At 68.8% G+C, this 12,879-nt stretch carries 5 protein-coding genes; 4 read left to right on the plus strand and 1 reads right to left on the minus strand.

Annotated features, from left to right (window positions below; translation table 11 throughout):
* Positions 1–87 precede the first annotated feature (87 nt).
* From LXT21_RS24520 to LXT21_RS24530, 3 genes are all read left to right on the plus strand, one after another.
* Positions 88–3,825, plus strand: a complete 3,738-nt coding sequence (locus LXT21_RS24520; RefSeq protein WP_254040602.1) for a choice-of-anchor A family protein — start codon at positions 88–90, stop codon at positions 3,823–3,825.
* Between the two features lie 47 nt (positions 3,826–3,872).
* Complete coding sequence (locus LXT21_RS24525; RefSeq protein ID WP_254040603.1) at positions 3,873–7,886, plus strand: M36 family metallopeptidase; 4,014 nt, start codon at positions 3,873–3,875, stop codon at positions 7,884–7,886.
* 97 nt (positions 7,887–7,983) lie between these two features.
* Positions 7,984–9,162 carry a M23 family metallopeptidase gene (locus LXT21_RS24530; RefSeq protein ID WP_254040604.1) on the plus strand — a complete coding sequence of 393 codons (1,179 nt, stop codon included), beginning with the start codon at positions 7,984–7,986 and terminating at the stop codon, positions 9,160–9,162.
* 21 nt (positions 9,163–9,183) lie between these two features.
* On the opposite strand, the gene LXT21_RS24535 is transcribed toward LXT21_RS24530, so the two are convergent.
* A complete protein-coding gene (locus LXT21_RS24535) occupies positions 9,184–9,777 on the minus strand; it encodes a DUF2378 family protein (RefSeq protein WP_046715703.1) in 594 nt (197 codons plus the stop codon).
* A 252-nt stretch (positions 9,778–10,029) separates the two neighbouring features.
* On the opposite strand from LXT21_RS24535, the gene LXT21_RS24540 reads away from it, so the two are divergent.
* Positions 10,030–12,540, plus strand: a complete 2,511-nt coding sequence (locus tag LXT21_RS24540) for a glycogen/starch/alpha-glucan phosphorylase (RefSeq protein ID WP_254040605.1) — start codon at positions 10,030–10,032, stop codon at positions 12,538–12,540.
* The last annotated feature ends 339 nt before the right edge of the window (positions 12,541–12,879 follow it).

Below are 12,879 nucleotides of genomic sequence, written 5' to 3' on the forward strand. Positions count from 1 at the left end.
CGGCGTACGTCGCGCCGAGGTGGCCATGTCCGTTGTCGCCGCCCCATTCCGGTCTGCTTTTCCACTCAACGCGACGGAGTCCCCCTGATGCTCACGCGCCCTGGTCTGTTGTCTGCGTTCCTCGTGGCCCTGGTCGTCGCCTGCAGTGACACCCCGCCTCCCGAGGTCGGGCCCACGCCGAGCCTCCAGCCCGCGCGCTCCCGGGACGAGACGCGAGCAGAGCGCGAGCGCGTCGCGCGACAGCTGCGGATGGCGAAGGGGAGCGCTTCAATCGCTCCCACGCCTCCAGAACTGAACGACCGGGCCCAGGCCATGGCCCAGGCCCTGGACGTCGGAGCGAGGCTGAAGAGCGTCCTGCTCAGCGCGCCCGGACTGGAGGGCGCATTCGCCGGCGCCTCCTTCGGCGACATCAAGCCCCGCAAGGGCACCTCGCTGGCCGTCATGAGCACCGGCCACATCAACAGCGACAGCCGCCTGCCCGAGCCCGGCACGGACTACGAGCCGTTCGGAGAAGAGGGAGACGTCGTCACCCTCACCGTCACCCTCACCGTCCCCGTGGGGGTCAACCGACTGTCGTTCGACTACCGCTTCCTGAGTGCCGAGTCCCCGGAGTTCATCGGCACCCAGTTCAACGACCAGTTCACCGCCGTCGTCCGGGACAACGACGGCACGCGCGTCCGTGTCGTCGAGGAAGCCTCGGTCAACAGCTCACACTTCTTCGATGCCTCGGAGACGCGCGCCAAGAACACGAAGTTCGACAAGCTGCTCGCGGACGACCCCGCCGGCACCGACTACTTCCCGACCAGCTATCCCCCCCGGACCCCCACCTTCCCGGACGCGGGCATCACCGACTTCAAGATCGTCCACGTCCCCGTCGTCCCGGGCGACGTCGTCATCGAGTTCTCCATCCGTGACGTGGGCGACGGCATCTTCGACTCCACGGTGGTGCTCGACAACCTGCGCGTCTCCAGCCTGGAGCTCATCGACCCGAACCCCGCGCTCGTCGTCCAGGAGCACGGCACCGTGGAAGTGGATCCCGTGAAGCTCTCCACCCCCGCGCTGGACGGCAAGCGCATCGTCTCCGTCGCGGCGGACGGAGCCACCCAGCTGCTGCTGCGCGTCCAGGTCCCCGGCCCCGGCAAGATGGACTTCACCCTGAAAGACGTCACCACGTTGGTCAACGGCGGGGTGGGCGCGCTGGGAAGCAGCACCCAGGCCGTCACCGTCAACGTGACAGCCCTGCCGGGCTATCAGGGCGAGTACTACGCCTTCGCCCTGTACACGAGCCCCGAGGACTTCAACGACGCAGTCTCCGCGGACAAGAGCGAACGGACGGTGCTGCTCGGGATGAAGTTCACGCCCGATATGGGCACGGGCTACGAGGACACCTATGAGCTGTCGGTGGTGCGTCCCCCCGTCGTCGCCATCCACGACATCTGGTCCAACTGCCTCTACTGGACCGAGCACGCGGAGATCTCCTCCAACCCGCTCTTCAACGTCACCTGCGCCGACTACTCCGCCACCAACTCCGCGAGCATGGACCACGCGGACAACAAGGCGGTGCTCGGCAAGGCCATCGACGAGGCGCTGAGCGAGGCGCGCGACAAGGACATCGCCGTCACCCAGGTGGAGGTGCTCGCGCACGGCATGGGCGGGCTCATGGCGCGCCGCTTCGTGGACGGGCTCAACTACAAGAGCGCCTCCAACTTCAACAAGGGAACGGTCAACCGGCTCATCACCCTGAACACCCCTCACATGGGCTCGCGCATCGCCGACGAGCTCAAGAAGGTGAAAGACAAGCTGCTGGCGATGGACGGAGGTGTCAACGGAGACCAATGGCAGATCTTCAAAAACACCCTGCAGGACGCGGGCATCCAGGTCTCGGGCCCCCTGGGCGGTGCCATCGACGAGCTGCGGACGGACAGCGGCATCATCGCCAACATCAAGACCACGCCCGTTCCCTCCCACATCATGTTCAGCCGCGGCGGCCTGGCGGTGAACCGCGTCCAGAGCACACCGCTGCTCATGCCTTTCATGACCGCGCTCTACACCAACATGGAGTTCCTGCATCCCATGTGGGATGGCACGGACGCGTCGGCCGTGGTCAAGCGGACGCTCATCCTCGGGGAGAACAGCAAGATCTTCTGCACCGATGACCACGACATGTTCCTGGCCCAGGCCGAACAGTTCAGCGGCGACGCGGGCACCGCCGCGTCCCCCTTCGTCGTGAACCGCGCCAACAAGGAGACGGAGCACTTCATGGTCCCGGCCGACGTCGCCCACCAGGACAAGATCGAAACGCTCCTCAACAGCCCCGTGAATGGCCCGAACTTCGCGCCGTCCCTGCTGGCGCCGTCCCTGGTCACCCGGCAACCGCGCTGCGCCGGCGGCGCCTTCGCGCCCTCCGGTGGTTCGCTCGTCACGGAGGCCGAGGACGACGACACGCTGTTCGAATACCGCGAGCCCACGCAGACGGAGCTGGAGCTCCAGGAGGTCCTGGCGCTGGCAGGAGGCTTGCGAATCACCTCACCCGCACCGGGCACCGTCGTGACGCCAGGGAGCATCATCACCGTCTCCGTGGAGGCCACGGGCGGATTCGTGCCGGAGGCGCTGCTCATCGTGGCGGACGGACACGTGGTGCGTCACGAGGGCAGGCCGCTGACGGTCCAGTTCCAGGTCCCCCCCAAGGCGCTGGGCGGCCTCTCCATCATCGCCACCGGAATCGCGTTGAACGGAGAGATTCAACAGTCGAGCGCGGTATCCCTCACCGTGTCCTCCTCGGCGGTGGTGACCTCGCTGTCCGTGCTCAACGGGGACGCCCACATCCGCGGCGTGGGCCAGACGAGCAACCTCGTCGTCGTCGGAGACTTCAGCGACGGCGTCAAACGGGACGTCACCGCGGCGGCCACGGGGACCATCTATTCGACCTCGAACCCGAGCGTCGCCGTGGTGAGCGCGAACGGCGTGGTGACCGGCGTGGGCCCCGGCCTTGCGACCCTCGTCGTGCGCAACACCACCATCGCCACCAGCATCACCGTGGCGGTGAAGGAGGGCACCACCGCCCAATGCCTGGAGGTCCGGCTGGGGGACTACAACCTCTTCGTGCTCGAGGACTATCGCCAGGGCATGGATGTGGGCGGCAGGGTCGCCGCTGGCGGAAACATCCTCCTCACGGACTTCCGGGTCGGATGGAAGCTCCCCGCGACGGAGACCGCCAACGTGCTGGTGGCCGGCAACGACATGCGGCTCCAGAACGGCACCGTCTGGGGGAACACCCGCTTCGGCTCACACCTGACCACCGTGGGGCCCGTCATCTTCCAGCGAGGCACCGCGGCGCGGGGCACCCCCATCGACTTCGCCGCGCGGGGAGAGAGCCTGCGCACCCTCTCTGGCCACTTGAAGGCCCTGCCCGCCAACGGCACCACCACCCTGGAGACCTGGGGCGGTGTCCTGTTGAAGGGAACATCACCCAAGGTCAACGTCTTCAATGTCCCTTCAACCGCCTTCGCCTCCGCCACCCTGCTCTCCATCGACGCGCCCGCCAACTCACTGGCGGTCATCAACGTGAGCGGCACCACGGCGCGCTTCACCAACTTCGGCCACGTCTTCGCGGGCGGCATCGACGAGACCGGTGTGCTCTTCAACCTCCCGGACGCGACCAGCCTCACCGCCTTCGATTATGGCTTCTACGGTACAGTCCTTGCACCAAACGCGAATGTCTCCTTCAACAGTGGGAGCTGGGTGGGCAGCATCTACGCACGCTCGATGACAGGCAATGCGGTTGGCCATATCAGCCACCTGAGGGATACTGACATCTGTCCGTAGGGCCGGAGCGCTCGTCACGTGACGGGCGCGAACCCGTGGGGGGTCAAGTGGCCAAGAGTCCTGTGCGCGGTGTCACCACCGTGGTTTCCCTGATGCTCCTCGCGGGGTGCGCGGTGGAGCCTCTCACGGAAGCCACCGGCCCCCTGCGGTCCGCGACAGGAAATGGGACGACCCCGGGCGCCTCCGTGAGCATCCTGTCACGCGACGAGGCCCGGGGCGTGCCCACCCTGGTCTGGATGGAGCCGGGCGCGGTGGCGGCCCCGTCAATCCATGGCACACCCGAGGCCGCCGCCTGGGATTACCTGGAACAACATGCGTCTTTGTATGGCTTGACGCCCGAGGACCTGGGAGCCGCCTACGTCCACCGCGTCCACGACGTGGGGCGCGGCGGCATCAGCGTGATGTTCCGACAGCGCGTCGCGGGGCTGGAGGTGCTGCGAGGCGAGTTGAAGGTGCTGATGACGCGGCGGCTGGAGCTGGTGGGGCTCACCGGCAATCTGCGCGGCGGGGTGAAAGCCGCGCGGAGCCAATCCCTGACATCCGACGTCGACCAGGGCTTCCGGTACGCGCCCGGCAGCGCCGTGCTGCGGGCCCTGGAGGACCTGTATGGTGTCTCGCTTTCGAGCACCGTCCGGGAGGTCGGCGGGCTCCACGGGCGGCAGCACCTCTTCGACCTCGCGCCGGGCGCGGTGGACACGCCCTCCGCCATCTCCCTCGTGACACCAGCGAGGCTGGCGCGCGTCTATCATTCCATCAAGGGGCGCCTGGTTCCCGCGTATGTGATGGACGTCCTCGCCGAGCGCACGGGAGACCCCCGCCCCCGCGGGTATGAGTACGTCGTGGACGCGAGCGACGGCCGGGTCCTGGAGCGGCGCAATCGCATCTCAAGCGAGGTGTTCTCCTATCGCGTCTTCGCGGAGCCGGACGGCACACCGGGGGATTCCCCCCAGCTCGACTTCTCGCCGCACCCCACGGGCAGTCCGGAGACGCCGGAGCCGGGCTTCCGCCGTCCCATCCAGGTCGAGGTGGAGGGCCTGACACACCCCGATGGCACGGTGGACCCGTGGCTGGCCTCGAACGCGACGCTCACGTCGGGAAACAACGTCTGGGCCTACGCGGACCACCTGGATCCGGACGGCTACTCGGAGGGGAGCGATGTCCAGGCCTCCGTGACGCCCGGCACCCGGGAGTTCAGCGCGGAGTATCAGCCGGGCCTCGAGCCCCTGGAGACCGAGAGCCAGACGGTCGCCTCCATCGTCCAGCTCTTCTACACGACCAACTGGCTCCACGATGACTACTACCGCTCGGGCTTCGACGAGGCGGCGGGCAATGCCCAGGCGAACAACTGGAACCGTGGCGGCGTGGGCGGAGACGTCCTGCTGGCCGAGGCTCAGAACCAGGGCATTGACCCCGAGGCGCGCAACAACGCCTTCGCGTATGTCCCCGCGGACGGGCGGTCCCCGAAGCTGGAGATGTTCCTGTGGCGGACGCGCGAGGAGCGTGGGCTCACCGTCCCCGGACAGCCCCGGTACACCACGGGCGGAGCGGAGTTCGGGTTGCGGCGCTTCGAGCGGACGGGCCGGCTCGTGCTGGCGGAGGACGGCGCCGAGCCCCGGCTCGATGGATGCGAGGCCCTCCAGAACGACGTGGCGGGGGCCATCGTCCTGGTGGAGCGTGGCAACTGCAACTACGAGGTCAAGGCGGTGAACGCCGAGGCCGCGGGGGCCGCCGGGCTCATCGTCATCAATCACACCCCGGGCTCCCCCCCGCCGGACATGCGCGACGTGGACCCCGCGCTCCACACCGACCTGCCGACGCTGTCCATCACCTTCGAGGACGGAGAGGCGCTCAAGGCGCTGCTCGGGACCACGGCCGTCTCGGGCACCATGGACCGCACCCCCATCGTCGAGCGGGACGGCAGCCTGGACAACACCATCGTCGCGCACGAGTGGGGCCACGTCCTGTTCCACCGGCTGGTGGGCTGCGACACGCCCCAATGCCAGGCCTTGAGTGAAGGCTGGAGCGACTTCATCGCGCTCCACATGATGGTGCGCGAGCGCGACGACCTCGAGGGCAGCTACGCGGTTGGCGGCCATGCGGCGCAACTGCTCGGCCAGAGTTCCTATTACGGCGTGCGACGGGTGCCCTACTCCCGTGACTCCGGGCGCAACGCACTGAGGCTCGGCCACATCGCCAACAGCGCCTCGCTCCCCACGCACCCGCTGCGGGACAACGGCATCGAGAACGCCGAGTCCCACAACGCCGGCGAGGTCTGGGCGTCCATGCTCCTGGAGGGCTACCTCGCCCTGCTCGACGGGACGAAAGGCTCCCAGCCGCGCCTGCCCTCGTTCGAGGCCGCGCGGCGGCGCATGGCGGACTACGTCGTCCACGCCATGGTCCAGACGCCCGACAACCCGACCTTCACCGAGCAACGCGATGCCCTGCTCATGGTCGCCGGAGCCCGGGACAGCGAGGACATGCGGGTTCTGGCGGAGGCGTTCCGCCGGCGGGGCGCGGGCTCGTGCGCGGTGGCGCCTCCCCGCGCCTCGGTGGAGTTCGAGGACGTGGAGGAGTCCACCGAGCTGAGCGCCCACCTGCGCATCATCTCCGCGCGGCTCGACCTGGTGCGCACGTGCGACAACGACAGCGTGCTCGACGCCTCCGAGTCGGCCCTGGTCAACATCACCCTCAAGAACGACAGCCCCGTGACGCTGACGAACGTGGACGTCCTGGTCCGCAGCCCGGAGAAGGCGCTGCTCTTCCCGCTCGGAGCGACGCGCAAGGTGGACAGCCTGGCCCCCTTCCAGAGCGTCGACCTCTCGATTCCCGTCGAGCTCGATGCCGCGCTGGCGCAGTCGCCCTCGACGGCCTACGAGGTCGTCGCCACCAGCGCCCAGGCCTGCGAGCCCACCGTCACGTTGGCGAGGACCGTCCGCTTCAACTACGACCTGGGGCCATCCCGGACGGACCGGGTCGAGGGCCATGCGACGACGTGGACCCCCACGGTGCTGGGAGGGACCGCCGACCAGGCCTGGCGCATCGTCGATTCGCCCCTCGATGCGGGTGAGCGACTCTGGTTCGCGAGGGACGGCTATGACTTCGCGGACACGGTGCTGGAGACGCCGTCACTGGAGATTCCCGAGGGCGGCCGGTTCGTGCTGCGCTTCGAGCACCGCCACGCGTTCGCGTATTGGAGGGACCCCGTCAATCCCTCCATCGTCCGCTACTGGAATGGCGGCGTCATCGAGCTGACCCGGGACGGCGGCGCGAGCTGGGTGGATGCCCAGTCGCTGCTCACCATCGGCTACAACGGGGTGCTCGACAACGAGACGGGCAATGCCCTGCAGGACCGCGCGGCCTTCGTGGCCGAGAGCCCGGGATGGCCCGAGCGGCTCACGCCCGTCGTCCTGGACTTCGGCACGCGACTGGGCGGCGCCACCGTGCGGCTGCGCTTCCGCATGGGCTCCGCCTGGGTCTTCCAGGCGCACGGGTGGGAAATCGACAACATCACCGTCGAGGGGACACGGGCAGCGCCGTTCCTGGAGGTCATCTCCCAGGCGCGCACCTGCGCCCTGCTCGCCCACGCCGGCGAGGAGCAGACCGTCGTCAGCGGCGAGGTCGTGAAGCTCGATGGCTCGCGCAGCGACGACCCCCTCGACGGGGCGCTGAGCTACGTGTGGTCGCAGGCCCTCGGGGCTGAGCCAACGGTCGTCCTGAGCGGTCACACGACGAAAGCCCCCCAGTTCACCGCGCCCCTCGTGGACAAGGAGACGGTGTTGGAGTTCCAGCTGACCGTGAGCGTCCCCCACCAGTCGCGCACGGCGCGGGTCAAGGTCCGGGTCCTGCCCCCCGTCACGCAGCCCGACGCGGGCGAACCGGACGCCGGTCCTCCGCCTGACGCGGGTGAACCGGACGCCGGCCCGCCTCCCGACGCGGGTGAAGAACCGCGCACCCTCGTCCCCCCCGAGATGCAAACCTGCGCCGCGGCTGGAGGCGGCGTGCCCCTGGGCCTCCTGGGCACGCTGCTCCTGCTCGCAGCCCGCCGTCGACACCGGGGCTGACGGCCCTCGTCCGAAGCAGCCGAGCGGGCGAGCGCGGGATTTCCCGAGCCGTCCATTGGGCAGGGGCGGGGGTGTCCACTACACTCGCGCCCGCCCCATGCGACTCTCCCCCCTCTGTGCCCTGGCCGCCCTGCTGGCGGTGACCTCCTCGGAGGCCGCCGTCCGGTATGAAATCAAGAACCGCCGCATCGAACCGCGCCAGACGCTGGCGGGCGCGCTGCATGAGGCGCAGCTGCCGGACGCGCAGGTGACCGCCGTCATCTCCGCGCTCGAGGGCGTGTTCGACTTCCGCCGCTCCCGCGTGGGGGACCAGTTCCGCATCGTCCTGCGCGACGGGGAGCTGGACTTCTTCGACTACCGCCAGAGCCTGGTGGACGAGTGGCAGGTGCGCCGCGACGGCGAGAAGTTCGTCGGCAGCAAGCGCGCGATTGAAGTGGAGAAGCAGGTGTCCGTGGTGTCGCTCGAAATCCAGACGTCGCTCTACGAGGCGGCGGTGGACGCGGGCGAGGACCCGGCCATCGGCATGGTGCTGGCGGACGTGTTCGCCTGGGACATCGACTTCTACCGCGACGTGCGCAAGGGCGACACGGCGCGCGCGCTGGTGGAGAAGTTCGTCTCCAAGGGCCGCGTGCTGCGCTACGGCGAGGTGCTCGCCGCGCAGTACCAGGGGGGCCTCGTGGGCCCCAAGAAGGTCTACCGGTACGTGCTGCCGGACGGCCAGCCCAACTACTTCCAGGCGGACGGCGCCAGCGCGAAGAAGACCTTCCTCAAGAGCCCGCTGAAGTACGCGCACGTCACCAGCAAGTTCGGCTCGCGCTTCCACCCGGTGCTCCAGTACCTGAAGAACCACAACGGCGTGGACTACGGCACGCCCATCGGCACGCCGGTGTGGGCGGTGTCGGACGGCACCGTGACGCAGGCGGGCTGGGCCGGCGCCGCCGGCAACATGGTGGTGCTGCGCCACGCCAACGGCTTCGAGACCCAGTACATGCACCTGTCCAAGGTGGGCGAGGGCGTGCGCGTGGGTGCCCGCGTCAGCCAGAAGCAGGTCATCGCCTACTCGGGCAACACCGGCCGCTCCACCGGGCCGCACCTGCACTTCGGCATGAAGCGCGGCGGCAGCTACACCAACCCGCTCAGCCAGCAGTTCCCCCGCGCGGACCCGCTGCCCAAGCAGCTCTTGCCGGACTTCCTCGCCAAGGCGCAGGAGCTGGCCTCGCAGATGGAGGCCGTCTCCGTGGCCGCCGTCGCGGGACAGGCTCCGGCCGCGCCCTGAAGCAGGCGCGGCGCCGGCGGGCTACGACTCCCAGGTGATGTCGTAGTCCGCCGCGAAGTAACCGTGGGGCGTGCCCACGACGCGGCCGTTGCACTGGATGGCCTTGAGGGCCTCCTGCAACACGCCCTCGTGGAACTGCACCGGCTGCATGTCGCCCTGGAAGGACAGGCGCACGTGACGCTCGTGCAACACGGTGTACTCCCGGCGCCCGTAGCTGACCAAGGTGGAGTAGGCCGTGGGCGCGTTGGACAACAGGCGCTTGGGGTCCCCCTTGCCAATCAGCCGCGTGAGCGTCTGGCCCACCGTGGAGGAGAAGAAGCCGGTGACGGCGGCGGCGCCGCACGCGCGCACCGCGTCCTCCTGCGTGGGGTAGCGCCCCGCCTTCTCCAGCGCCTCCGACGTGGCGTAGAGCAACCGGATGGCGTCCACGGCGGAGTAGGAGAAGAAGTCCACGGGGGAGCGCTTGAAGAGCGGCTCGCGCAGGCGCGCGGCGGAGTCCGGCCCCAGCTGCCGCTCGGCGAGCATCAGCACCGCGTTGAAGATGAGGCCGCGGACCGTGTCTTCCGGCCGCACCAGCGCCAGGCGCTGGTCCAAGTCATTCTTCGGGAAGGCCATGAGCGTTGATTTCTACATCAAACGGCTCCCCGGAGGGCGGCCGTTCCACGAGGGCCCTGTGGGAAAGCGAGCGGATGGGCGCGCACCGCGCATCGTCCCTGGACGTCCCAGGTCCTTGCCAGGGAGCATCCTCCCCCTCCCTGGCTCCGCGCTTTCCGCATGTGCCGGGCCTTCCGGCTGCGCTACCCTGACGGCCCTTCGGTTCGTTGCTTCCCACTCGACGACACACCTCGGATGGAGACCTCTCGCGACATGGCCTCTCCCGCCTCTTCCTCCTCGCAGCGCCCCGCCGCCCCGTCCACGTCCACGGCGGATGACGGAGGCCGCACCGGGCGCGATGCTTCGTCCATGCGCCGCTCGTTCCTGGACCACGTGCGCTACTCGCGCGGGAAGAACTACGAGACCTCCACCGCGCATGACCGCTTCATGGCGTTGTCGCTGGCGGTGCGTGACAGGCTGGCGGACCGCTGGGTGCGCACGGCCCGCACGTACTACGAGAAGGACGCCAAGCGCGCCTACTACCTGTCCGCGGAGTACCTGCTGGGTCGGGCGCTCGGCAACAACCTGCTGAATCTGGGCATGCACGACGCGGCCGCCGAGGCCATGCGGGAAGTGGGGGTGGACCTCACCAACCTGCTGGAGATGGAGCCGGACGCGGGCCTGGGCAACGGCGGCCTGGGGCGGCTGGCGGCGTGCTTCCTGGATTCGCTGGCGACGCTCGGCTACCCCGGCATGGGGTACGGCATCCGCTACGAGTTCGGCATCTTCACGCAGGACATCGTGGACGGCTACCAGGTGGAGCGCGCCGACGAGTGGCTGAAGTTCGGCAACCCCTGGGAGATCGTGCGGCCGGAGAAGGCGGTGCCGGTGCGCTTCTTCGGACGCGTGGAGCACCACCAGGGTCCGGACGGCAAGCCGGTGGCGCGCTGGGTGGGCGGCAAGACGGTGGTGGGCGTGCCGTACGACACGCCCATCGCGGGCTACCACAACGACACGGTGAACACGCTGCGGCTGTGGCAGGCGCGCGCGTCCGAGGAGTTCGACCTGCTCCTCTTCAACGCGGGCGACTACGAGCGCTCCGTGGTGGAGAAGAACGACTCGGAGGTCATCTCCAAGGTCCTCTACCCCAACGACGCGTTCCAGGCCGGCAAGGAGCTGCGGCTCAAGCAGCAGTACTTCTTCGTCGCGTGCTCCATCGCGGACATCGTCCGTCGCTACCTGAAGAACCACACCGACTTCAGGGACTTCCCGAAGAAGGCGGCCATCCAGCTCAACGACACGCACCCGGCCATCGGCGTGGCGGAGCTGATGCGGGTGCTGGTGGACGAGAAGCGGCTGGGCTGGGAGGAGGCCTGGTCGATTACGCAGGCGGTGTTCGGCTACACCAACCACACGCTCCTGGCGGAGGCGATGGAGAAGTGGCCGGCGACGCTGTTCGAGCGGCTGCTGCCGCGCCACCTGGAGCTCATCTACGAAATCAACCAGCGCTTCCTGCGCCAGGTGCAGATCCGCTACCCCTATGACCAGGAGAAGCTGCGGCGGATGAGCCTGGTGGAGGAGGGGCCGGAGAAGAAGATTCGCATGGCCCACCTGGCGGTGGTGGGCAGCCACAGCATCAACGGCGTGGCGGCGCTGCACACGGACCTCTTGCGCCGGGACGTGCTGCCGGACTTCGCGGCGATGTACCCGGAGCGCTTCAACAACAAGACGAACGGCGTGACGCCGCGCCGGTGGCTGGCGTGGTGCAACCCGCGGCTGTCCAAGCTGATCACGTCCCGCATCGGCGAGGGCTGGGCGACGAACCTGGACAAGCTGCGTGAGCTGGAGCCGCACGCGGAGGACCCGGCGTTCCGCAAGGCGTTCCGCGAGGTGAAGCGCGCCAACAAGGAGGACCTGTCGCGGCACATCCAGGACCTCCGCTCGGTGCGGCTCAACCCGGACGCCATCTTCGACGTGCAGATCAAGCGCCTGCACGAGTACAAGCGCCAGCTGCTGGACGCGGTGCACATCGTCGCGCTGTGGATGCGGGCGCGAAGAGACCCGAGCACCATCATCCACCCGCGCGCGTTCCTGTTCGGCGCCAAGGCGGCGCCGGGCTACCACCTGGCCAAGCTGACCATCCGGCTCATCAACGGCATCGCGGAGGTGGTCAACAGCGACGCGGGCACGACGGGGCTGCAGGTCGTCTTCGCGCCCAACTACCGGGTGAGCCTGGCCGAGCGCATCATCCCGGCCGCGGACGTGTCCGAGCAGATTTCCACGGCGGGCATGGAGGCGTCCGGCACGGGCAACATGAAGCTGATGCTCAACGGCGCACTGACGCTGGGCACGCTGGATGGCGCCAACGTGGAGATTCGCGAGGCGGTGGGCGACGAGAACTTCTTCCTCTTCGGCCTCACCGCGGACGAGGTGATTGCCAGGAAGCGTGCCGGATACCGGCCGCGCGACGAGTACGAGAAGAACCTGGAGCTGCGCGAGGCGCTGGACCTCATCTCCACCGGCTTCTTCTCCCCGGAGGACCGCGCCCTCTACAAGCCCCTGGTGGACAGCCTCCTGGAGGAGGACCGCTACCTGGTGCTGGCGGACTTCGCGTCCTACGCGGCCAAGCAGGACGAGGTGGTGCGCGCCTATCAGGACGCGGACACCTGGGCGCGCAAGTGCATCATCAACGTCGCCCGCGCCGGCATCTTCTCCTCCGACCGCACCATCAAGCAGTACGCCGAGGAGATCTGGCGCATCCAGCAGACCCCCGTCGAGCCGTAGGCCTGGGTAGACGCCCCGCCCCGTCGCCAGCGTGACGGGACGGGGCACCTGGGGCCCCGCAGGCCCCCTCCATTCTGGGAGGGACGAGCCAGGTGGCCCCGGTGTCGACGCGATGCGACAAGAACTGACGCATCGAGACGACGCGGCGCGCAATCACAGACAACGCAGCGCGACACAGAAGGGCCGTCTCGCCCCGCGGTGCTGACGCGGCGCGATGTATTGACTCGCGAATCAACCCTGGTGCACTGATACGCCCGGAGTTCGGGACTCGCTCGGTAGTGGGGATGGTCTGAGCCGTACCGGTGGGGCCTTCGCGTGGCTGAAGGCTGGCATCCCGGT

This window comes from Myxococcus guangdongensis (genome assembly GCF_024198255.1).
Taxonomy (GTDB): Bacteria; Myxococcota; Myxococcia; order Myxococcales; family Myxococcaceae; genus Myxococcus; species Myxococcus guangdongensis.